The sequence below is a fragment of the Pseudomonas sp. JY-Q genome, assembly GCF_001655295.1.
In the GTDB taxonomy this organism is placed as follows: Bacteria; Pseudomonadota; Gammaproteobacteria; order Pseudomonadales; family Pseudomonadaceae; genus Aquipseudomonas; species Aquipseudomonas alloputida.
Window position 1 is genome coordinate 6122562 of the sequence record NZ_CP011525.1, and the last position, 23570, is coordinate 6146131.

The window sequence follows — 23570 nt, forward strand, 5'->3', positions numbered from 1 at the left end:
CGCTCAGATGACGGCGAGGTCGCTCACATTGAAGAGACTGGTCATTGGTGTAGTCATGAACTTCACCGGCATGCGATGCGTACAATCGAACGCCTACTTGAATTTTAGGCAAAAAAAAGGCGCCCAATGGGCGCCAAATATCCACCTTTTACCAAAGGAGCACTTAAGCCACTCAAGGTGAATGCGTAATGCTCGTTTTACTAACAGGACCCGCCAATGGATAACTGGCCCAGTTAGCGAATTACAGAATCGAAAGCGGGTACTCGATGATTACACGAGTTTCATCCAGATCCGATTCGAAAGCAGTGGCACGCGTGGTTGCCTGGCGCAACCGGAAGGACAGATCTTTTGCCGGACCGGTTTGGACAACGTATTTGACTTCGACGTCACGCTCCCAACGCTTCTGATTGTCGAGCGGGTTGCCGTTGTCGTCGGTGCGCATGTAGAACTGGTTAGCGTTCGAGTAATCCGCACCCGAGCCTCTGGCGTAGCGCGTCATGAACGTCAGGCCTGGAATGCCGTAGCTGGTGAAGTTCAGGTCATAGCGCAGCATCCAGGAACGCTCTTTCGGCGAGTTGAAGTCGCTGTACTGGATGGAGTTGTCGACGAAAATCGAGTCCGACTGACGCAGGTAGTCGAAATCGTCGTCGCCGTTGTTGCGCTGATGCGACAGGGCCAGGGTGTGGGCACCGTAACGCACACCGACCTTGGCACTCCAGATGTTGTTGTCGAATTCACCCAGGCGCTTCTTACCTTCATCTACGGCTTTGTAGTAGTTGAAGCCACCGATCAGCGCCAGATCGTCGCTCAGCGGGTAAACCACGCTTGTGCCGGCGTAGTACTGATTCCAGACGTCTTTCAGCTGGCTGGCGTAGACGCTCACAGTCCAGTTGTCGTTGATCGAGTAGTCACCGCCACCGTAACCGATCCATGGCGAGTTGACCGGGCCGCCGTAGAACGTCACGAAGTTGTCGTTCAGGTTGCTTGAGACCGGCTGGCTCATCGCATGCAGACGACCACCCTGGAGGGTAAGGCCCTGGATGCTGGTGTTCTCAACGGTCACACCGCGGAAACTCTCTGGCAGCAGGCGAGAGTCACCCGATGCGACGACCGGGGTCGATGGGAAGACATCACCCACTTTCACGATGGTATCGAACAAGCGGACTTTGGCTGCGCCGCCGACCTTGGTGTATTCGTCGCGAGCTTCACCCTTGTTATCAACGGGCAGCACGTCGAAGGAGCTACGGCCGCCGTTGCGCCCATCACCGGTGTCGAGCTTGAGGCCGATCATGGCAAAGGCATCAACGCCAAAGCCAACGGTACCTTGGGTAAACCCGGAGTTGAATTTGCTGATGATCGCGTGCGCCCAGGCTTCGGAGTAGCCGTTCGTATTGCCCTTGCCACTGTTGTAAGTGGGGGCGGTGCTGTCGCGGTTATCACGGTTGAAGTAGAAGTTACGGTTCAACACTGTAAGGCTGCTGCCTTCAATGAAGCCTTCTGGCTTGTCTTCAGCTTGTGCCGAAATAGCATAGCTTCCAGACAGCGCAGAAACTGCCGCCAAATACAGTGGTACTTTGATTTTCATCCGATGCTCCTTTGATTCACGGCAGTTTTTATTATGTTTACCGGCGCGGGTGTCGTTAGTTGTTCTGACCCGGCGGCGCGCCTAGCGTAGCGCGAGCTCATATTTGCAGGCCGAAGATAACGGGAGGGTGATAGGACAATTACAATTTCGTCATCTACCTGTTATTCGGCACCTTCGCACCGCGTGTTTGCCATCTCTGTTGCTTGTATCGAAATCATCGTGTCGGGTTGGGTTTCCCAGTATTTACGGGCATTACAAAGCTTTCTTACGAAATTGTAATTTTCTAGCCACCCCTCTGATAGCTACCGCTCATTAGAGTGCCATCACCTAATCAAGTGGGGCTTGGCAGCTGTTTCGGCGTTCTCGCCAAGCTTTATCGAAGTTTGTGCACGAGGACCATCAAAGTGCCCCGGTATAACCGCAATGTCTTACCCAAGACCCCCGTCTCGCCCTGGAAGATCGCTGCACTCTGTGCAGTCATCTCTGGGTTGATGGCGCCTGCAGCCCTTGCCCAAAGCATCAGCTTGCCCCAGGCGCTTTCGACGGCCATGGATGCCAACCCAGACCTGGCCGCGGCCAGGCAAGAAATTGGGATCGCTGATGGTGCTCGCAAGCAGGCCGGGCTTATCCCCAACCCCACAATCTCGTATGACGTGGAAGACACCCGTCGTAACACCAGCCAGACGACTGTCTCTCTCAGCCAGACCCTTGAGCTGGGCGGTAAGCGGGGGGCTCGTGTTGACGTCGCCACATACGGGCAGACCGCCGCACAGCTTGAGTTAGACCGTCGCGTTAACGGCCTGCGTGCAGATGTCGTCCAAGCCTTTTACGCCGCGTTGCGGGCCCAGACAGGTCTCGACCTGGCCAAGCAATCTCTCGAACTGACTGAGCGCGGTCTTCGCATCGTCGATGGCCGTGTTCGCGCAGGTAAGTCGTCCCCAGTGGAGGCGACCCGCGCTCAAGTGCAACTGGCCGAAGCCCAGCTGCAAGTTCGACGTGCAGAAACGGAAAAAGCGACCGCTTACCAACAGCTCGCTCAAATTACCGGGAGCTCAGTCACCGTGTTTGATCGACTCGAATCGCCAACCCTCTCCCCGGGCTTGCCACCTCGCACTGAAGATCTGCTGGCTAAGCTCGACCAAACAGCAGAAATGCGTCAGGCCGTGGTGCAGATAGACAAGAGCGATGCCTCGCTCGGCTCAGAGAAAGCTCAGCGTATCCCGAACCTTACTGTCAGTGTAGGTAGCCAGTACGACCGCTCTGTGCGCGAGCGGGTCAACACTGTGGGCCTGTCTATGCCTTTGCCGCTGTTCGATCGTAACCAGGGCAACATTCTTTCCGCTTCTCGTCGTGCAGATCAGGCCCGGGACCAGCGCAATGCTGTTGAGCTGCGCCTGCGCACCGAAACCCAAACCGCGTTGAACCAATGGTCCACCGCCATGCAGGAGGTCGAGTCCTACGACAAGACCATTCTGCCTTCAGCCCAACAAGCCGTAGAGACCGCAACCCGCGGCTTCGAGATGGGCAAATTCGGTTTCATCGAAGTGCTGGATGCCCAGCGCACCTTGATCGTCGCTCGTGGCCAATACCTCGAATCGTTGGCAGCGGCGACCAATGCGCGTGCGCAGGTGGAAAGGGTTTATGGCGAAGTCGGCTCAACCGCCGGCACTCGCTGAACGGGCCAAACATTTTCTTCGGCACACAGCCTTGAACAAGCCGGTGCCTACGATCAGCAGGAGTAGCAATGGATAACAAACGCAAGATCGCCCTCGCGGTAGCCGCTGTGGCAGCCCTCGGATTTGGCAGCCTTGCCTGGAACAACAGTTCCGGACAGCAGGCCGCCAGTACTGCCGAGCATGGCGCTAACGATGGCCATGGCGACGAAAAGAAAGCCGCATCTGCCGCCAAAGAGGAAGGTGATGAGGGCCATGGTGAAGAAGGCCACAGCGAAGAGGGCGGTGAAGAAGAGGGCAAGCTGACGCTCAGCGCTGAACAGATCAAGGCCGCTGGTGTTGCCCTGGAAGCTGCAGCGCCTCGTGACCTCGGTACCGTCGTGAGCTTCCCTGGCGAAATTCGCTTCGACGAAGATCGTACTGCCCACGTGGTTCCTCGTGTTCCTGGCGTTGTTGAGGCTGTCCAGGCCAACCTGGGCGAGACGGTCAAGAAAGGGCAAGTCCTCGCGGTAATCGCCAGCCAGCAGATCTCTGACCTGCGCAGCGAACAACAGGCCGCACAGCGTCGCGTCGAACTGGCGCGTGTGACCTTCGAACGTGAGAAGCAACTGTGGCAGGACAAGATCTCTGCAGAGCAAGACTACCTCCAAGCACGCCAAGCGCTGCAAGAAGCGGAGATCTCCTTGGCCAACGCCAAGCAGAAGGTCGGCGCAATCGGTGCCTCGGTTAACTCCGTTGGCGGTAATCGTTACGAGCTCCGCGCTCCCTTCGACGCCGTGGTAGTGGAGAAACACCTGACCGTCGGCGAAGTCGTCAGCGAGGCGACCAACGCCTTCATCCTTTCCGACCTGAATCAGGTCTGGGCGACCTTCGCAGTTCCGCCGACAGATCTGGGCAAGGTCACGACTGGCCGTGCAGTGAAAGTCTCTTCGCCTGACATGAACGTCGAGGTCGAAGGGAAGGTGGGTTATGTCGGCAGCCTGCTGGGCGAGCAAAACCGTGCAGCTACTGTCCGCGTCACCTTGACCAACCCCAACGGCGCCTGGCGTCCAGGCCTGTTCGTAAACATTGCGGTCACCTCCCAGACCGATCGAGTTGCCGTAGCGGTCCCTGAGCACGCTGTGCAGACCGTTGAAGACAAACCTTCGGTATTCGTACGCACCCCAGATGGCTTTGACACCCGCCCGGTAAAACTGGGTCGCCGCGACAATGGGTACGTGGAAATCATCGACGGTATTGAAGCCGGCGCCCAGGTAGCAACCAGTGGCAGCTTCACACTCAAGTCCGAGCTCGGCAAAGCTTCTGCCGAACACGGTCACTGATGCGAACTGACAGGATGATTTCTCATGTTTGAACGTATCATCAGATTCGCCATCGAGCAGCGCATCGTAGTAATGATCGCCGTTCTGATCATGGCGGGTATCGGTATCTACAGCTATCAAAAGCTGCCCATCGATGCGGTACCCGATATCACCAACGTCCAGGTGCAGATCAACACTGCAGCGCCTGGTTACTCGCCCTTGGAAACCGAACAACGGATCACGTTTCCAGTTGAAACGGCCATGGCCGGTCTCCCGGGCCTTCAGCAGACCCGTTCCCTGTCTCGCTCTGGCCTGTCTCAGGTCACCGTGATCTTCAAGGATGGCACTGACATCTTCTTTGCCCGCCAGTTGATCAACGAGCGGCTGCAGGTTGCGAAGGAACAGCTGCCAGAAGGTGTAGAGGCCGTCATGGGTCCGGTATCTACCGGCCTCGGCGAGATCTTCCTGTGGACTGTTGAAGCCGAAGATGGCGCGGTCAAAGAGGACGGTACGCCGTACACCCCGACCGACCTGCGCGTGATCCAGGACTGGATCATCAAGCCTCAGCTGCGTAACGTCCCGGGTGTGGCCGAGATCAATACCATCGGCGGTTATGCCAAGCAGTTCCTGGTTGCGCCGGATCCAAAGCGCCTGGCTACCTACAAGCTGACACTCAATGACCTGGTCGCAGCGTTGGAAAGTAACAACGCCAACGTCGGTGCCGGCTACATCGAGCGTAATGGTGAACAGTTGCTCATCCGTGCACCGGGTCAGGTAGGCAATATCGAAGACATCGCCAACATCGTGATCACCAGTGTGGATGGTGCACCGATTCGCATCAGCAGCGTTGCTGACGTCAGCATCGGTAAAGAGCTCCGTACAGGTGCTGCTACTGAGAACGGCCGCGAAGTCGTGCTCGGTACCGTGTTCATGCTGATTGGTGAAAACAGCCGCACCGTATCTCAAGCTGTCGCCGCCAAATTGGCGGACATCAACCGCACCCTGCCAAAGGGCGTGGTGGCTGTGACTGTTTACGACCGTACCAACCTGGTTGAAAAAGCCATCGCGACGGTGAAGAAGAACCTGGTGGAAGGCGCGATCCTGGTTATCGCCATTCTGTTCCTGTTCCTCGGCAACATCCGTGCGGCTCTGATCACCGCGATGGTGATTCCGCTGTCCATGCTGTTCACCTTCACAGGCATGTTCAACAACAAGGTCAGTGCCAACTTAATGAGTTTGGGGGCACTCGACTTCGGCATCATCGTCGACGGTGCCGTGGTTATTGTAGAAAACGCGATCCGTCGACTGGCTCATGCGCAACATAAGCATGGCCGCATGCTCACCAAAACCGAACGCTTCCACGAGGTCTTTGCCGCGGCGCGAGAAGCTCGCCGGCCGCTGATCTTCGGTCAGCTGATCATCATGGTGGTGTACCTGCCGATCTTCGCCCTCACCGGCGTCGAAGGCAAAATGTTCCACCCGATGGCCTTCACCGTTGTGATGGCGCTGCTGGGTGCAATGGTCCTGTCCGTTACCTTTGTTCCTGCAGCTATTGCCATGTTCGTCACTGGCAAGGTGAAGGAAGAGGAAGGCGTGGTCATGCGCACAGCTCGACTGCGCTATGAACCGGTTCTGCAATGGGTGCTGGGACATCGGAACATCGCTTTCTCGGCCGCAGTAGCCTTGGTCGTGCTCAGTGGTTTGCTGGCAAGTCGTATGGGTAGCGAGTTCATCCCAAGCCTCAGTGAGGGTGACTTTGCGATGCAGGCCATGCGTGTGCCTGGAACGAGCCTCACTCAATCTGTCGAGATGCAGCAGCGTCTGGAGAAAGCGGTGATTGCGCAGGTGCCTGAAGTTGAGCGGATGTTCGCACGCTCGGGTACCGCAGAAATTGCATCTGACCCGATGCCGCCGAACGCCTCTGACGCCTACATCATGCTCAAGCCTCAGGATCAGTGGCCTAACCCGAAGAAGCCTCGTGATGAGCTGATTGCTGAAGTGCAGAAGGCCGCAGCGGGTGTTCCAGGAAGCAACTACGAGTTGTCGCAGCCAATCCAACTGCGTTTCAACGAGCTGATTTCGGGCGTGCGTAGTGACGTCGCTGTGAAAGTCTTCGGCGATGACATGGACGTGCTCAACAACACCGCCAACAAGATCGCGGCAGCGCTCAAAGCGGTCCCGGGCTCATCGGAAGTGAAAGTTGAGCAGACATCCGGCCTGCCGGTGCTGACCATCAACATTGACCGCGAAAAAGCAGCACGCTACGGCCTGAACATCGCGGATGTTCAGAACTCGATCGCTATCGCCGTGGGTGGCCGTCAGGCCGGCACGCTGTATGAGGGCGACCGTCGGTTCGACATGGTAGTACGCCTACCAGAGACCGTTCGCACCGACGTAGCGGGTATGTCCAGCTTGCTGATCCCGGTACCTGCCAATGCGGCACAGGGTGCCAATCAGATCGGCTTCATCCCGCTGTCCCAGGTCGCCAATCTGGACCTGCAACTGGGCCCGAACCAAATCAGCCGCGAGAACGGCAAACGTCTGGTTATCGTCAGCGCCAACGTTCGAGGCCGCGATCTGGGGTCCTTCGTTGAGGAGGCGACCGCATCGCTGGACAAGAAGGTGCAAATCCCTGCGGGCTACTGGACGACTTGGGGGGGCCAGTTCGAGCAGCTGCAGTCGGCTGCCAAACGCCTGCAGATCGTTGTTCCAGTCGCCTTGCTGCTGGTCATGACCTTGTTGTTCCTGATGTTCAACAACCTGAAGGACGGCATGCTGGTCTTCACCGGTATTCCATTCGCACTCACCGGTGGTGTTGTGGCGTTGTGGCTGCGGGACATCCCACTGTCGATCTCGGCAGGTGTCGGCTTCATTGCACTGTCCGGCGTTGCAGTACTGAACGGCCTGGTGATGATTGCCTTCATCCGCGGGCTAAGGGAGGAGGGACGAACGCTCAGACAGGCAGTCGATGAAGGTGCATTGACCCGTCTGCGACCTGTTCTGATGACAGCCTTGGTAGCGTCCCTGGGCTTCATCCCGATGGCTTTGGCCACCGGCACCGGTGCCGAAGTTCAGCGGCCATTGGCGACGGTGGTGATTGGCGGGATCCTGTCCTCCACCGCACTGACCTTGCTGGTACTGCCTGCCCTGTATCACTGGGCACACCGCAAGGATGAAGACGGCGACGAGGCCGAAGTGGTTAGCTAACAGCCTCCGCTAAAGAGAAGCCCACAACACGTGTTGTGGGCTTTTTTGTTTAAAGTGAAGTAGATGCACTTACCTTTCAAAATTGTAAGTTTCTCGTCATGCCGGTGATGCCTATGCATTGCTAAGGTTACGCCCGAGAAGTTTTGAAATTGAGAGGGGGCGGCGGCAAAAACTGAGTGCAACACCTGACCTTTCCGGTACGGTGCTGCCCCTATGTCTTATACCGAACTCAGCGTTGAAGAGCGCGCCACCATTCAAATCGGTCGTACCCAAGGCTTCAGCCTGCGCAGGATTGCCTGCTTGATCAACCGATCCCCTTCGACCATCAGCCGTGAGCTGCGCCGTAACCGAGGTGCTTGCGGTGGCTACTCGGCCCGTCTGGCTCAGCAGCAAATGCAGGCCCGCCGCCAGGTTTGTCGACCGATGCGAAAACTGTTGCCGGGTAGCGAGCGCTTCGAACTGGTGACCCATATGCTGCGTGAGCGTTTGTCTCCCGAGCAGATTGCCGGCAAGCTGCGCAGCATGAACATACCCAACCTGCGAGATGCCTACGTCTGTCGCGAGACGATCTACAACGCGATCTATGCCCTGCCAGTGGGTGAGCTGCGTAAGGAGCTGATCATCTGTCTGCGCCAAGGCAAGACGACGCGCCGGCCGCGCTCTGGTGGCGTGGATCGGCGCGGCCAGATCCCCGAGATGGTCAGTATTCATGTGCGCCCGCCGGAGATTGAAGACAGGCTGATGCCGGGGCATTGGGAAGGCGACCTCATCAAGGGTAAGGCCAACGCCTCGTCCGTCGGTACGCTGGTGGAACGCACCAGTGGCTACCTGATGTTGGTGAAGATGAACGACGCAACGGCGACTTCGGCGCTGGAAGGCTTCAGCGCCGCGCTCAATAGCATGCCGCTGGAGATGCGCAAGAGCATGACTTACGACCAGGGCCGGGAGATGGCGCGACACGCCGAGATCACCCAAAGAACCGGCGTGGCGATCTACTTCTGCGACCCGCACAGCCCCTGGCAGCGCGGCAGCAACGAAAACATCAACGGCCTGATTCGCCAGTACTTGCCCAAGGGCACAGACCTGTCGGTACATAGCCAGGAGGAGCTGGACGCCATTGCGCTGCAACTGAACATGCGACCGCGCAAGCGCTTCGACTTCAAATGCCCCATCGAGGTGATGGGAGAGGTCATGCAAAATGCCATGGCAATGCGGCATGATGCTCCGGTTTCAATTCAATAACCGTGTTGCACTCAGCTCCTGCAACCGCCGGGTTTTATGAAAAAGCTAATTATCGCTGCTGCACTTGTTGTTTTCTCGGTGGCTTCGCAGGCCAACACTTTCTCCGAGAGCAAGCAGCTTCAATACACCAAGGAACACCAGACCGCAGTGGCCAAGTACGCGGAGAAAAATGGCAAGCCAATGCCAGAGATTCAGGATTACAAATATGGCATGAAGATAGACGTTGCGAAATTCGTACGTCAGTCGCAGGACCCCCGTACCTGCCAGGTCTATCCACGGTTGATGACCTTCGAGGACTCCCAGGGCACGCTCAAGACTGTTCGTTACTCGATGTATTCGCAATGCATCAACAACAAGTAGTAAACGATTTGAACAGAACAATTAGAGAATTCATAAATGCCAGGCAGTGCCTGGCATTTTTTATTACGCCCGATACCCCATAGCTTCGAAATGTTAACGCCTGGGCTCGGGCAAACCGTGCAATAGATCTTAGCCAACCAACAGAGACGGCTCCCCAACTGCAGAGGGCAATTGGAAGCCTTGACCCCAGAAGGGACGAGTTATGAAGAGTTTGCTTGAACGCCCTGATGACCAAGCCGGGCATGAAGGTCATAGCCATGAGCATGGCGGCATTTTTGGAATGAACACAGAGCTGATTTTCGCGCTGATCTGTGGTGCTCTCCTGGGTGCCGGAGCTCTCGCAGGAAAACTTGGCCTGATTGATCGTCTGCCTCTGATTCTGTACGTGTCGGCCTACGTGTTCGGTGGATGGTTCACCACTAAGGAAGCGGTTACCAACATCCGTCAGAAACGCTTCGAGATCGACTCGCTGATGCTTCTCGCCGCAGTCGGTGCCGCGAGCATCGGCGCCTGGGCGGAGGGGGCTCTGCTGCTGTTCCTGTTCAGTCTGGGGCATTCCCTTGAAAGCTACGCGATGGGGCGGGCCAAGAAAGCGATTGAGGCACTGTCCAAGCTCGCACCAGCCACCGCGATCGTACGCAGAGCAAATGGCACGGTGGAGATGCCCGTGGAGCTGCTGGTTCCCGGTGACGTTGTCATCGTGCGCCCCAATGACCGCCTGCCGGCCGATGGTTTTGTAGTCGTAGGCTCCTCAAGTATCAACCAGGCGCCAGTAACCGGTGAGAGCGTCCCCGTGGACAAGCAACCTGTTCCTGATGCCGAACTCGCACGCAGCAAGCCAGATGCAGTGGATGCAGCCTCGAAAGTCTTCGCCGGTACCATCAATGGCGAAACGCTCATCGAGGTTGAGGTAACCCGGCGCTCTACGGAGAGTACCTTGGCGCGGGTCATCAAGATGGTCAGTGAAGCCGAAGTCAGGAAGTCACCGACCCAGCGATTCACGGACCGCTTCCAACGCATATTCGTCCCGTTGGTTTTACTGCTGGTAGTCGGGCTGCTATTTGCCGGCATTTTCCTTGACGAGCCGTTCCGTGACTCGTTCTACCGGGCGATGGCCGTACTGGTTGCAGCCAGCCCCTGCGCGCTCGCGATCGCTACACCAAGCGCCATTCTCTCTGGCATCGCCAGGGCAGCCCGAGGTGGCGTGCTGATCAAGGGCGGTGCGCCACTTGAAGAGCTTGGATCATTGAATGCCATGGCATTCGACAAGACCGGTACCCTGACCGAAGGGCGCCCACGTATCACCGATGTAATACCCATAGGCGGCACGCAGATCGAGGATCTGCTAAACGTCGCCATCGCTGTGGAGTCGATGAGCGACCATCCGCTGGCTGCGGCAATTGTGCGTGACGGTGAAGAGATGATTGGCACACGGCGCCGATTCCAAGCCAAGAACATGAGCAACATGATTGGCCGCGGCGTGCGTGCTGAGCTTGATGGGCAGTTCGTCTGGATTGGCAAGGTCGAGATGTTCGGTACCAATGGTATTCCCGCACTCAGCAAGGCAGCCCTGGAGGCTGCGGAGCGTCTACGTCAGTCAGGCCGTACCACCATGGTGGTACGGCGTGCTGACAAGGATCTGGGCGCTATCGGGCTATTGGACACACCCCGGGAGGGGGCCAAAGAGGCACTCCAGAAGCTTAGAGAGATGGGCATCGAACGCATGGTCATGATTTCTGGAGACCACAACCGCGTTGCAGAGGCTGTAGCCAAACAAGTTGGCTTAGATGAAGCGTGGGGAGACCTGATGCCGGAAGACAAGGTCAAGGCCATCAAAAACCTGCGCCTTAGCGCCAAGGTGGCCATGGTGGGTGACGGCGTCAATGATGCCCCTGCCATGGCCAGTTCGAGCGTTGGTATCGCAATGGGGGCTGCTGGATCTGATGTTGCCCTGGAAACGGCTGATATCGCGCTTATGGCTGACGACATCAGGCAACTCCCATTTGCGGTGGGGCTGAGCCGTCACACGCGATCGATCATCCACCAGAATCTGTTCGTCAGCTTGGGGATTGTGGCCATCCTGGTTCCGTCCACCATCATGGGCTTGAGCATTGGTGCCGCTGTTGCGATCCATGAGGGCTCCACACTGTTGGTCGTCTTCAACGCCTTGCGCCTGTTGGCCTACCGCAGAAGCACCTGATCCCTGAGCTTCAATCATGAAGCTAAGCAGGGAAATGACCTGAAGTAGAAGTACGGGTCGTGCGCGATCAGCGCACGACCCGTACTTTTCTCTCACTCGTCGATCCCGATGCGCTTGAGGCTTTCAAGGGCCTTTCCGCACTCAGGTGAGCCATGCCGTAAGCCGCAGGCCAATGCAGCTTTGAGGCTCATGACACCGGCTACGAAACCGACTTGATTGCCGACTCCGTGTCCGTCCGCAAATCCCTGATCATACGCAATCTCGACAAGCGCATTGATCGCCGCCAGGGTGTCCTGTTTGTTTTTACTCTTTTGCATATCTACTCCGCGAGCATTCAGCTCATATCGCTCGGTTAGGTGGCGGCGCCTTCAGGTTTGGGGTGAGCGAATCCCGCTCCCATAGCCAATCCCTAACGGGGGGCTCAGCCCGCCACCGTAAGGAAAATCAGCTATTGAGAGCAGATGACTCGTTTTGGTCACCCGTGCTGCTCGCCTCACCGCATTGGCACTGAGTGGGTACATCCGGGTAGTCGCTGTGATTCTCAATGAACAGCGTTCGGCAGGTTTCGCACCCATAGATCCGGGGCAGGGATTTAAGGCCGCTCGGAAGCACGTCACTCAGAGGCTCGTTATGCCAAGGAGCCCCGTCAAGGATTCTTGAACGCAGGATGTTTCCCAGGCGCCAGGTGTCACTTTGTGCGCGCCAGGACCACATCGGCGCAGAAAGCGAATACTGGATGAAGGTCTCTTGTGACTGCCTGGATAGCGGGTACTTGGGGCGGGTCCAGCCGGAATCGATGATGCTGAACCCCATGCCCATTTCTGCGCTCGGGTGGGTCTTTTCACCAAAGAAACGGTCATGCGTCGCTGGAGCCGTCGCATGATGGTCAGTCGGTGGGAATACCCACAGATAACACTCATCCCGGTTGACCATGCTGATGAGCTCGCTTGGCCCCCGCATGGGGGAATTTGCAGCCAGGGCGAAGCGATCCTTCCACGACATTTTGGGAGGCGGCGCAATACCAGCAGCGATGGCCAACGTGGCAGTCTTGGGGACGAAGCGATCGCCTAGCTCGTTCAGATCCAGGTTCTTGCAGAGAGCCTTGAAGGCCTTTTTGCGAGTCTTCGAGCTGAAGGAGGGGTCAAGGAGCAGGCGAACCTGGTTCACGCCGATTCCCGCAGTTCGTAGCACCTCAATGACTTCTTCAGCCACACCGACTGCTTGAAGATCGGTCAATCCTAAGCACGTTTTCGCCCGCTCGACCGCCGCGTAGAGGTTGTACTGCCGTGTCTCGTTGTCACGACAGACCTGAATTGGCAGCTTGTCTTGGATGGCAACTTGCGGTGCAACGGAGCCGATGGCCGCGTGGAACAGCTGGTGGAGGTGCAGATGAGAGTACGGGCGGCCAGAAGCCGAGAACGAGGCGTGCAGCTGAGCAGCGAGAGGTTGAAGCAGCTTTTTTGCAGGCATGACTATCCCCTAATGAGCGACGTTGGGGTAGCTGCGCTTGTAGGGCCGTTAGACGCGAAGCTGGACGTCGAATCAGGTTCAATCATGAATAGGAGTCAGGTTTGATTTGCTTGCACGGCCACCATGCAAAGCCCGACGCGGCAATCACATCAGATTCGCCGAGCTTTGGCAAGAGCGGTCATCGGTAAGCGAAAGCAGGTAGGAGGAGGGCGCTCCATGCTTGATCACCTCCAGAAACAGGAAAGCCGGAAGCACGTTGAGCGCTTCCGGCTTTCTCACGTCAGACTGATGAGAGGGATCAGAAGACGTATTGCAGGCGGGTCACGATGGCATTGCCGCTGTCGTCGCCCACGGTGTTCTCGTTGTTGTCGGTGCGCACGTTGATGTAGTTGGCACTGACTTTCACCGCCTCGTTGACGTACCAGTTCACACCCACCGTGTGGCTCTTGGCCTTGCGCTCGTTCGATTGGTCCGCCGCGGTGACCAGGTTGCCGTCTTCGACCTTGATATCGTCAAAGCGGTAGAAGACTTCCCAGGCCCCCAGTTCCTTGTTCTCTGGTTTGATAGTGTCGAACTTGGCACCATCGAGCTTGTAGATACGCGGCTCGCCGGTCAGGGTGTAAGCCATCTGGGCGTAGTAACCGGAGGCCTTCATGTCGTTGTTGGCCTGGTCAGCTTTCAGCTTGCGGCGAAGGTATTCCGCTTGAACCGAGAACGGGCCGGTGGCCCAGGCACCTTCGAGACCCCAGACCGAGTCGTCCTTCCACAGGCCATCTTGTGCAGCAGCACCGCCAAACAGCATGCGGTTGCCGTTGGTGCCGGCATCGCCGCCGCCATTGGTATCTACACCGCGGACGCCCAGACGCGAACGAATCCGGGTATCGACCGCACTGTTTTTGAGGTCGCGGTAAGCGTACTGAGCACCGACGTGCAGGACGTTGCCATCACTGTGCAGCGGTGCGAACACGCCACGTACGTTGTAGCGCTTGGTGCTGTCGCCATCCGAGTTGTTATTGGTTTCGCTGAAAACGCTACCGGAAACATAAGCCATGTCAGCGATGGTGCTGGTGGCTTGAACACCCATGCCGGCGTTGTCGTTGATCCAGTCCGCCAGGTCGTACGAGAGGTTCCGCTCCATGGCGGTGGTCCACTTCGAACTGGTGGCTTTCTCAAGACCGAAGTCGGTGTAGAAACGGCCAAAGCGCAGTTGCACCGGCTTGAAACCCGTGTAGGTCAGGCTGGCTTCGTCGAAGTAGCCGTCGGAGTCGTTGCCCGTGTTGCGGGAAAGGTCGTAGTTGAGCTGATACTTCCAGTCGCGGTACAGCACGCCACCGAGCTCAAGGTAGGCGCGACGGAAGTAGCCTGCGTCAGCGGTATCGCCATTCTTGGTGAAGACACCATCGAAACGGCCGTAGTCGGCCTGAACTCGGCCGCCCAGTTTGAAACTGAATTCCTTGTCAGAAGTCGATACTTCAAGACCGCCCTTGGTCTTCAGAACGATGTCAGCTCCGTCAGTGGTTACTGTTCCGGAGAATGCTTGCGAGGAAAATGTGCCTATTATTGCGGCAGCCAACAGCTTTTCCCGCATGTTCGAAGAACGGATCATTGCTTGCCTCTCGTATGTTAAGTGCTTAGCTACCGACGTTATATTTCGCCCTGCGCCGGCCTAAATTTATCTTGCAGATGGGAGCAGGCCACGGTTGTCACCTGCTGTAACAAGATGCCTTTGTTCTAAGCACTCTGACTAGGTTGCAAGCGAATATGACAGTTGTGTTTCTGTAGTGTTAACGGAGGAGTTTCAAACCTAACAAAACTGTTACCGAACAAGCCAGTCCTTCTTATCAAAGAAGCTCTTCTTGATCAATCTTCGAATTTCCAAAACCTGCGGATTGCGGACAAGCTTCGTTTTGATAACAAGATAGACATCTTTCTCCTCCAGGTCGTCCAGGAAACCCGGCACGGGTAGGATATTTCTCTCCAGTTTTCGGCTGTAGTCGGGCAGCACTCCAATACACGCACCGCCAACGACAAGGCCTCGTGATAGGTTGTAGCTCTTGACCCGAGTGGTACCGCCCTGATGCTCAGCCATTATCGATGCCCACTTTCGTGAGCCCGCCAAGATCTCTTCATCCCAAGGGACAACGAGCATGAAGTTGTGCAAATCCAAGCTCTCCACTGGAAGGGTGACGCTTCTTGAATAGCGGCTGGAAATGAACAGGGCGTGCCCAATCCGGCCAAGCCGTTCAAACCTATACGTAGGATGGCGATCAAGCGCGCCTTTATCATCTGGGCTCACCAAAGCGATACCCACATCGACTTCACACTCAGAAAGCATCTGCGTTGTGCATTCTGAATGGATTTCCAGCTGCATTTCGGCATGATCACGCACGTAGGCGACTAGATCGCGGTTTACGATGTCGTTCAGCACTGGCTCTGTGATCGCGATGGTAAGCCTGGGGACTTCCTTTTCACCGGACTTGCCAAGGCCGTCTGGGCCGAAGAGCTGGCACAGGTAATGGCTGACCCTCTCGCCTGTGCGGGTCAGGGCAAGCTTGTTGTGTTTGTAGACAAACACGGGAGCACCAATGTGCTCTTCCAGTTTCTCCAAGCGTTTCCGCAGGCCTACCACTGGCACATTGAGCCCTCGGGCAGCCTGTTTGAAACTGGCACAACGTGCTGTTGCGAAAAACTCTACGGCCAGCTGATCATCAATTGGCAAATCATCCAATATGTCAGGGCTGTAAGGAACAACGGTGCTTGTATATGTTTCATTTTGTGTAACCATTAGGTCCCCCTTAATTCGGGGAATCTATCTCAATGCCACCCGGTGTTTCCTTATCTTGTCAACATTGTAATCCACGGGTCATGCATGCGTTATCGGAAGGCTTTTATTTCGAAAGCGTAATTTTCAGGCAATCCCTCTGATATTGTAGCGTGCTAGCCTAGTGCGCCGACTTGTTACTTACCATATATAGATTCGGCTAATTACGCATTTACATTTAGTTCACTATTTTTTCACCTTTGCCTCCATAGGCTTTGGGCATGGAAAATCAAACCCCACCTCTTACTACCTTACTGATTCGTTATCTGGGGATCGGCTTCATAGCAACGGGAGTCCATTATGCGGTGTTCCTATTGCTGGTTACGACAGAATTCGTTACTCCGTTACTGGCCAGTATCTGTGGCGGCATGGTTGGCGCAATCGCGAGCTTCATTGGAAATAGGGCGCTCTGTTTTGTGGCAGATGGCTCTCGTAAGTTTCAGCCTGTCAGGTTTGCACTGGTCGCGTTAACCACAAACTTCGGCAATGGCGTGGGTATGTGGTTCCTCATCAAGTCGAATCTGTCACCGCTCATCTCCCAAGTCGTAGTGACCTTAAGCCTCACTGCACTTGGATTCATTGCACATCGTTTTTGGACATTCAATCATGCAGACATTACATCGCTTTCCCGAGCGCCCTGATCCCTTGTTAACCATCGTGGTCCCTTGCTTCCAGGAAGAGGAAACCATCCCCGAGTTCCACCAGCGAATCACCCGCGTGGTGAAGCGCTTACCCGTCTCCTGCGAAATCCTCTATGTCGACGACGGCAGTAATGACCGGACGGCCGACATTCTTCGCCACTATCAGGATGGGTCATCTGTACGTTGCCTGTCCCTGAGTCGCAACTTCGGCAAAGAGGCTGCACTGAGCGCCGGGATAGACCATGCCCGTGGCAGTGCGCTGATCTTCATTGATGTCGACCTGCAGGATCCACCAGAGCTCATCGCGGCCATGGTGGACTACTGGCAACGCGGCTACGACGTGGTGAACATGCAGCGCAACCTGAGAATCGGTGATTCGTGGTTCAAGCGCATGAGTGCCCGGGCTTACTACTGGGTCATGCAGCGCCTGGTGGAGAAGGTGGACATGCCGGCCGATGTCAGCGATTTCCGATTGATTGGGCCTGCGCCGCTGGCAGCCCTGCGGGCCCTGGATGAACGCTCCAGGATTCTCAAAGGCATGATCGGCTGGGTAGGCTTTCGTACCATCGAACTGCCCTACAATCGCACTGTTCGCCATGCCGGGAGCACCAAATGGAATGCAGCTGGCCTGTTCAATCTGGCCATCGAGAGCATCGTCAGCTTCTCTCGCAAACCACTGCGCATTTTCAGCCTCATCAGTTTCGGTCTTTTCGTCTCCAGCATCTGCTACATGCTTGCGTCGCTTGTGGCAGGCAGTTTCGACATCCATCACCTGATCGTCGGAATGGCTTCATTCATGTGCGTCGGTGTCGCCATGGTGGGGGAGTACCTGGGCGTGACACTCGCGGAAGTGAAGCGCCGGCCTCTCTATTTCCTGAAGCACAGCAACAAGGCAGATCCCGTGTCACTCCACCCTTCGATGGCTTCGATCGAGGGTAAGAAATGCTGAACCTGAAGAACGAGAGGACGCTGTGGTGGGTCCTGGGTTCGATTTTGCTATTGCGTTTGGTGGGGCTGGGCATCTACCCGCTGATGGACACATCTGAGGCCCGTTACGCTGAAATGGCTCGCAAGATGGTCGAGTTGAATGACTGGATCACGCCCATGTTCGACTACGGGGTACCGTTCTGGGGCAAGCCTCCGTTGTCCTTCTGGACCCAGGCCGCGAGCATGACGGTCTTCGGCGTTAACGAGTTCGCTGCGCGCTTCCCAGCGTGGCTACTCCACCTGGCAAGCTGTTTCATCATCATCAAACTCGGCACGCAGCAGATTTCTCGTAACGCCGGCATCTGGGCTGCCATTATTTTTTCCAGCACCACACTTGGCCTGGTCTCCAGCGGTGTTGTGCTGACTGACCCTGTTTTGTCGTTCTCGATTCTGCTGGCCAGCTACGGTTTCTGGCGTTGGATGAAGTGCGCCAGCAAGGCGGATGCCTACCTGATGTTCGCAGGTCTCGGGCTGGGCTTGCTTGCCAAAGGGCCGCTGACCCTGGTGCTTATGGGGGCGCCGGCATTCGCCTGGTTCGTTATCTACAAGGAATGGGGACGGGTACTGAGGCTTCCCTGGATTAGCGGCCTTGTACTCATGTTCGGTATATCCGTGCCATGGTATGTCGCGGCCGAGATGAAAACGCCCGGCTTCATGGAGTACTTCTTCGTTGGTGAGCACTGGAGCCGCTACGTCGTCAGTAACTGGGCAGGGGACCTCTATGGTAGTGCTCATGCCAAGCCGTACGGCAGCATCTGGATCCAGCTCGGATTGTCGCTACTGCCATGGGCCTTGTTTCTACCACTGTTGATCCGCAAGCGTGGATCGATGCAGCGCTTCAAAGCCTACCTCTGGCTGTGGGCCTTGGCGACACCGGTCTTCTTCACATTTGCAGGCAACATTCTGTGGACCTACCTGCTACCCGCGCTGCCAGCGTGGGCATTGCTGCTGTCTGCACGGGTCAGCGAAGTTGGCCCGAAGACCACCTGGGCTGCCGCTGCGAGCGCATTGGTGTTGCCAATCATCGGTGCGGGCATCATCTACGCCGGGGTACTAGAGGAGCGCCCTCAGAATCAGCGGGATGTGGTTCAAGCCTGGCTCAATGTGCAGTCTGCTCATTCCGCTCCCCTGATCTATCCTGGCCGCCGCTCATACTCGTCGGAGTTTTACAGCAGCGGGAAGTCCGAGAACATCAAGGATCCTGCCAAGTGGCCGCGGGATGGCTCGTTCTATCTGTCCAGGCGCTTGCGAGACAGCAAGGATGGTCTGCCCGCTGATCTAGCTTGCACATCGATCACCGAAGCGAACGCCAGCCAGCTCCTGCTGTGCCATTGGAAACGCCCCGCACAAGGTGCCGAGGGTCTGGCCGGAGAAAGCAATGCGGAAACGCCTCGCAAGAACGAAGGCTAAATTCCAAGCACAAAAAAGCCAGGTTTTACCCTGGCTTTTTTGTCGATTTCTTTCGTCATTTGAAGTCCTATTTAACCGCCGATTAATTGTCGGCTTGTTCCTTACCATCCTTGCTTTCTTTCTTTTGCTCTTGAGCGACTTGTTGTTTGTTCTGGTCCGAAGAGTCATCGCTCCATAGGCGAGCCTGTTCGGTTCGGAAGTTCTCGTTGAACTGTTTCGTTCGCTCGAAGCCGCCTTCAGCGTAAGCGGTACCCATGAGACCCAGCAGCAGGCTGCCAATAGCGATAGATTTGACAAATTTCATTGTGAACCTCGGTTCATACTAGGCCAACCTGATTAGCGGCCTTTGTTGGTTTGTAGTTTAGGAACGCGAAGCTAACGACAAGGTGAGTCAATAATTACAATTCCGTAATTTTGGCTGCAGATAGGATGCGTTAAATCTTCAAATCTGGAAGGATCATGTCTATCTCGGCACTGTCGAGGGCGACTTCGAATTTTCTCTTAAATTACAATTTTGATATCTAGCGCGTTAATTCAGCGCGGCGTTGTTGGCCGCCCTAGGAGATAGCCATGAATGACATAGAGCCCTGGGCAGTTGCTATCGGTGACTTTCGCCGCTGCACTGAAAAACTCACTGTCCAGCTCGATGAGCTGACCTCGCAGACGCGCACCTCCAGCGCTGTTCTGGAGAGGTCGAACGAACTGGTGGAGCAGGTGGACGCTGTCGGCCGGCAGATTCAGGAGGAGGTGCGAAAGGCGGAGAAGGCTTGGTCGAACGCGGAGGAGGTTGCCTTGCGCGCCGCTGCATCAGCGTATTCAGCTGCATGCCGCGGAGTCGACACCGCCATCCAGCCACTGATCTCGGAGCTTACAGCAGCGACAAAGGCGGCGGACGCCTCTATCCAGGAGCTCAAGCGGGCACCGGTGCTGGCCAAGCGTTATGTGATGGTGGTCGCCACGGCGTTCTTCATTCTGGCGCTGATCTGTGTCTACTCGACCATGCGCCTGATCGATGCCGCCGGCAGCGTAAGTGCTCAAGAGAAAGTGAATGCTCAGTACTTCTCACACCTGTGGAAAAACGCCAATCCTGACGAACAGAAGATTATTAAGTCGGTGATTCTGCGGTCGCCCATGGACCCTGTGGTCCTTCGGCACTGATGCATTGAGGCAAACAAAAGGCCCGTCGATTGACGGGCCTAATCGTGTCTGCGCAATTTAAGCGGCGGTCATTGCCGGCTGCATTTGCTGGGCTTCCGGAAAGTGAAGGTGGAACCAGGTGAAGTTTTCTTCGGTCACCTCCACGCTCGCCGATCCCTGGTGCAGACTCATGATCGACTGCACAATGGCCAAGCCAAGACCGGTACCGCCTTCGCTCCGTGCTCGGCTCTTGTCCACACGGTAGAACCGCTCAAACAAGTGCGCGTGGTGTTCCTTGGCAATACCACGGCCGGGGTTGCCGACACTCAACGTCGTACCGCTCGCACTATGCTGCACCTTAACGTAGACCGTGCGGCCGCGAGGGCAGTAACGGATCGCGTTCGAGACCAGATTCGAGACGGCACGTTGAACCATCAGGCGATTCCCGCGCACCACGTCATCACTGCCGGAGATCTGCAGCTGAATCTCGCCTTCTTCTGCTGAAATGCTGAAGAGATCGCACACTCGCTGAACCTCGTCGACCAAGGAGACGGATTCGAACTCCACCATTGATGCTGGATGACTGACCTGGGCCAAGAACAGCATGTCGGAAACCATGCGGCTCATGCGGTCCAGCTCTTCTGTGCACGACTCCAGAACCTCCCGGTACTCGGAAAGCGATCGTTCTCTGGTCAAGGCAACCTGGGCCTTGCCCATCAGGTTGGAAAGCGGTGCTCGAAGTTCGTGAGCAAGGTCGTCAGAAAACTGCGAGAGCTGCTGAACCCCATCATCCAGGCGAGCCAGCATGATGTTGATGCCGTCGGCGAGCATTTTGAGTTCTGCCGGCATCCCATCAGTTGGAAGGCGATGGTCGAGGCTCTCGGTTGAGATTTTCGAGGCGATCTTGAGGAACTTGGTCAGTGGTAGCAGGCCTCTGCGCACAGTCCACCAGCCAATGGCCAAGATCAGTGCGAGGATGACGGGGGACATCATCAAGGCCCAGGTCAGCAACGCATCGAGCAGCGCCTCACTGGATGACTGGTCCATGGTCATATAGACGCTGACCTCTGTTCCATCGCCCAAACGCATGATTCGAGAAGCACTCAGCAGAGGACGGTCCTGCGTATCACGCCATTCGTGCTCTTTGGGCTGGGCCGCCGGCTGAAACTTGTGCACCTCCAGATTGACCTGTTTCGAGCCAATCGAGAGCAGGGGAGTCTGATTCTGTGAGGTATCGAATATGCTCACATACAGGTTGTTGTGGCCCATGACCAAATCGACAAGCTGATGCGCATCCGCGTTGACGCCGGAGATGTCCGGGATGGTGGACAGGTTGTGAGCCATCCCCGCCATCTTTACTTCCAGGTCTGCTCTGGCATTTCTTTCCAGAGCCTTGCCTACCATCAGATAGCCAAAGGTGGCGAACAGAAGCAGCAACGCTGCGCTCATCAACCCAACTTTTAACCCCAGCTTTGCAGCCAGGCTGAATGGCCTCATGCGCGTTCCTCAAAAACGTACCCAACGCCACGAAGCGTGTGAATGAGCTTGGTTTCAAACGGGTCATCGATCTTCGAGCGCAAGCGCCGGATGGCTACATCGATGACATTGGTGTCGCAATCGAAATTCATATCCCAGACCAACGAGATGATCTGAGAGCGAGTCAGCGCTTCGCCCGTTCGGCTCATGAGCAGGTGCAGAAGCGCAAATTCCTTGGTGGTGAGATCGATGCGTGTGCCACCGCGGAAGACGCGATGGCGGACGGAGTCGAGTTCCAGATCGGCAATTTTCAGCGAGCTCTTCTCGACTAACTCATCACCACGGCGTTGCAGCGAACGGATGCGAGCAAGCAGCTCAGGGAATTCGAATGGCTTCACAAGGTAGTCATCCGCGCCGCCGTCCAAGCCCTTGAGCTTGTCATTGATGCGTCCGCGGGCGGTCAGCATGATGATGCGGACCCGGCTGGTCTTACGGATGGTTTCCAGCAGGTCCCAGCCGTCGATACCCGGGAGGTTCACGTCCAGGAGGACCAACGAATAGACATTAGTGTTGAACAAGTGCAGAGCATCTACACCGTTGTGCACGATATCTACGACATACCCGCTTTCGGATAGGCCCTGCTGAAGATATTCGGCAGTTTTAATTTCGTCTTCCACAACTAGAACGCGCATAACTTATCTCAAGGTGTGAGGAAGGAGTTGGCCTAATCCGCCAAGATTATGGTTGCAGGCTGTTCGAAAGTTTGGCTGAGGGTATGGCATGTGGTAGTCGCTACGGATGCTCCGATCAACTTGTCGTGCAGCCGCGGCAAGTTGCAATTTTCCAGGCACCTACAGCGTCATTGGACGAAAAGTGACCGAAAAATCATGTACGGAGAGCTTTTTCGACCGGTTCTCCGTGTTAAACGCGAACCTCACCCATACCCATGAGCTGTTTTCGAACCCTCCACAGGTTTGCCAGGGCGAACAGCGTGGTCAACTGAGCCGTGTTTTTCATCAGCCCACGAAAACGTATTTTCACGTAACCAAACTGCCGCTTGATCACGCGAAACGGATGCTCGACCTTGGCCCGTGTCTGAGCCTTGCAGAACTCGATCTTGCGCTTGGCTTTGTACAGTACGCTGCGCTGGTTCAGCTTGGAATAGGTGCTGCGACGCGCTGCAATCTGCCAGATCACCCCCCGATTTTCATGCTCTTCGCGCCTTTCGACACCGGTGTAACCGGCATCTGCATACACGGCGTTTTCTTCGCCATGCAGCAGTTCAGCCACCTGCGTGACATCGGCCACATTGGCAGCGGTGCCATGGACGTGATGCACCAGGCCGGACTCGACATCGGCACCGATGTGCGCCTTCATCCCGAAGAAATACTGACCGCCTTTCTTGGTCTGGTGCATCTCGGGATCACGCTTGCCTTCTTTATTTTTGGTCGAGCTGGGGGCATGAATAATGGTGGCATCGACGATGGTGCCTTGGCGCAGCGACAGGCCTTTTTCCTGCAGATAACCATTGATGACCGCAAGGATTGCCGGTGCGAGCTGATGCTTCTCCAGCAAGTGCCGGAAGTTCATGATCGTGGTGTCTTCGGGGATTGGCGCGCTCAGCGTCAGGCGTGCGAACTGGCGCATGGGCGTGATTTCGTAGAGCGCTTCCTCCATGGCCGGGTCGCTCAGGGAGAACCAGTTCTGCAACAGATGGATGCGCAGCATGGTTTCCAGAGGATAGGGTTTTCTACCGCCGCCGGCCTTGGGGTAGAACGGTTCGATCAGCTCCAGCAGGCCTGCCCAGGGCACCACCTGATCCATTTCGGCGAGGAAGCGCTCTCGGCGGGTTTGCTTGCGCTTGCCGGCGTACTCAAAGTCGGAAAAGCTCATCTGGCTCATGGGCGGCTCGGATCAGGTGTTGCGGGGATTCTCGCATAACTGAAGGCTTGTTCGGAGATTCCCTACCTCTGTCCATACGCCGGGTCACCTGAGGACGCTTGAATCTTAACGCGAAGAAGCTGGCCGCGGCGAAATCCTACAAATTTGTAATGTAGCCG

Annotated in this window: 19 protein-coding genes; 10 read left to right on the forward strand and 9 right to left on the reverse strand. The window is 56.4% G+C overall.

From position 1 onward, the window contains the following. Positions 1–241: 241 nt before the first annotated feature. On the reverse strand, positions 242–1585 hold the full coding sequence (locus AA098_RS27450; protein WP_003253422.1) for an OprD family porin: 1344 nt from the start codon (positions 1583–1585) through the stop codon (positions 242–244). 404 nt (positions 1586–1989) lie between these two features. Here AA098_RS27450 and AA098_RS27455 point away from each other — a divergent pair, with 404 nt between their 5' ends. From AA098_RS27455 to AA098_RS27480, 6 genes are all read left to right on the forward strand, one after another. Continuing rightward, the gene (locus AA098_RS27455; protein ID WP_010951456.1) at positions 1990–3261 is read left to right on the forward strand and encodes a TolC family protein; all 1272 of its coding nucleotides are present in this window, start codon (positions 1990–1992) and stop codon (positions 3259–3261) included. A gap of 68 nt (positions 3262–3329) precedes the next feature. Then, the gene (locus AA098_RS27460) at positions 3330–4580 is read left to right on the forward strand and encodes an efflux RND transporter periplasmic adaptor subunit (protein ID WP_010951455.1); all 1251 of its coding nucleotides are present in this window, start codon (positions 3330–3332) and stop codon (positions 4578–4580) included. A 24-nt stretch (positions 4581–4604) separates the two neighbouring features. Further along, positions 4605–7766, forward strand: a complete 3162-nt coding sequence (locus AA098_RS27465) for a CusA/CzcA family heavy metal efflux RND transporter (protein WP_010951454.1) — start codon at positions 4605–4607, stop codon at positions 7764–7766. Between the two features lie 213 nt (positions 7767–7979). Beyond that, a complete protein-coding gene (locus AA098_RS27470; protein WP_011911495.1) occupies positions 7980–9008 on the forward strand; it encodes an IS30-like element ISPsp7 family transposase in 1029 nt (342 codons plus the stop codon). A 36-nt stretch (positions 9009–9044) separates the two neighbouring features. Next, a complete protein-coding gene (locus tag AA098_RS27475) occupies positions 9045–9368 on the forward strand; it encodes a DUF2790 domain-containing protein (protein ID WP_003253432.1) in 324 nt (107 codons plus the stop codon). Between the two features lie 202 nt (positions 9369–9570). Next, positions 9571–11568 carry a heavy metal translocating P-type ATPase gene (locus AA098_RS27480; protein WP_010951452.1) on the forward strand — a complete coding sequence of 666 codons (1998 nt, stop codon included), beginning with the start codon at positions 9571–9573 and terminating at the stop codon, positions 11566–11568. Positions 11569–11660: 92 nt separating this feature from the next. Here AA098_RS27480 and AA098_RS27485 read toward each other — a convergent pair whose 3' ends face one another. The 4 genes from AA098_RS27485 to AA098_RS27500 all read right to left on the reverse strand — a co-directional run bounded on the left by AA098_RS27485 (position 11661) and on the right by AA098_RS27500 (position 15823). Then, complete coding sequence (locus AA098_RS27485; protein WP_010951451.1) at positions 11661–11885, reverse strand: hypothetical protein; 225 nt, start codon at positions 11883–11885, stop codon at positions 11661–11663. A 127-nt stretch (positions 11886–12012) separates the two neighbouring features. Then, a complete protein-coding gene (locus tag AA098_RS27490) occupies positions 12013–13038 on the reverse strand; it encodes a hypothetical protein (protein ID WP_010951450.1) in 1026 nt (341 codons plus the stop codon). A gap of 298 nt (positions 13039–13336) precedes the next feature. Further along, positions 13337–14644, reverse strand: a complete 1308-nt coding sequence (locus tag AA098_RS27495) for an OprO/OprP family phosphate-selective porin (RefSeq protein ID WP_009395904.1) — start codon at positions 14642–14644, stop codon at positions 13337–13339. Between the two features lie 210 nt (positions 14645–14854). After that, positions 14855–15823: a LysR family transcriptional regulator gene (locus AA098_RS27500; RefSeq protein ID WP_010951447.1), complete on the reverse strand. Its 969-nt coding sequence runs from the start codon at positions 15821–15823 to the stop codon at positions 14855–14857. Positions 15824–16080: 257 nt separating this feature from the next. On the opposite strand from AA098_RS27500, the gene AA098_RS27505 reads away from it, so the two are divergent. The 3 genes from AA098_RS27505 to AA098_RS27515 are packed head-to-tail and all read left to right on the forward strand — an operon-like array spanning position 16081 to position 18897. Beyond that, complete coding sequence (locus AA098_RS27505) at positions 16081–16500, forward strand: GtrA family protein (RefSeq protein WP_010951446.1); 420 nt, start codon at positions 16081–16083, stop codon at positions 16498–16500. Next, complete coding sequence (locus AA098_RS27510) at positions 16466–17449, forward strand: glycosyltransferase family 2 protein (RefSeq protein WP_010951445.1); 984 nt, start codon at positions 16466–16468, stop codon at positions 17447–17449. Before AA098_RS27505 ends, AA098_RS27510 begins: the two co-directional genes overlap by 35 nt. Then, on the forward strand, positions 17443–18897 hold the full coding sequence (locus AA098_RS27515) for a phospholipid carrier-dependent glycosyltransferase (protein WP_010951444.1): 1455 nt from the start codon (positions 17443–17445) through the stop codon (positions 18895–18897). The genes AA098_RS27510 and AA098_RS27515 overlap by 7 nt, the downstream gene beginning before the upstream one ends. Before the next feature lie 82 nt (positions 18898–18979). Here AA098_RS27515 and AA098_RS27520 read toward each other — a convergent pair whose 3' ends face one another. Beyond that, entirely contained in the window at positions 18980–19201 is a 222-nt protein-coding gene (locus AA098_RS27520) for a hypothetical protein (protein ID WP_010951443.1), read from the reverse strand. Positions 19202–19467: 266 nt separating this feature from the next. Between AA098_RS27520 and AA098_RS27525 the strand changes: the two genes are divergently transcribed. Beyond that, the gene (locus tag AA098_RS27525; protein ID WP_010951442.1) at positions 19468–20055 is read left to right on the forward strand and encodes a hypothetical protein; all 588 of its coding nucleotides are present in this window, start codon (positions 19468–19470) and stop codon (positions 20053–20055) included. 57 nt (positions 20056–20112) lie between these two features. Here AA098_RS27525 and AA098_RS27530 read toward each other — a convergent pair whose 3' ends face one another. The 3 genes from AA098_RS27530 to AA098_RS27540 all read right to left on the reverse strand — a co-directional run bounded on the left by AA098_RS27530 (position 20113) and on the right by AA098_RS27540 (position 23412). Continuing rightward, positions 20113–21531 (reverse strand): heavy metal sensor histidine kinase, encoded by a 1419-nt coding sequence (locus AA098_RS27530; protein ID WP_010951441.1) that lies wholly within the window; start codon positions 21529–21531, stop codon positions 20113–20115. Then, positions 21528–22202 carry a heavy metal response regulator transcription factor gene (locus AA098_RS27535; RefSeq protein ID WP_003253457.1) on the reverse strand — a complete coding sequence of 225 codons (675 nt, stop codon included), beginning with the start codon at positions 22200–22202 and terminating at the stop codon, positions 21528–21530. The genes AA098_RS27530 and AA098_RS27535 overlap by 4 nt, the downstream gene beginning before the upstream one ends. Before the next feature lie 229 nt (positions 22203–22431). Continuing rightward, positions 22432–23412, reverse strand: a complete 981-nt coding sequence (locus AA098_RS27540; RefSeq protein ID WP_003117291.1) for an IS5-like element ISPa41 family transposase — start codon at positions 23410–23412, stop codon at positions 22432–22434. Positions 23413–23570: the final 158 nt, after the last annotated feature.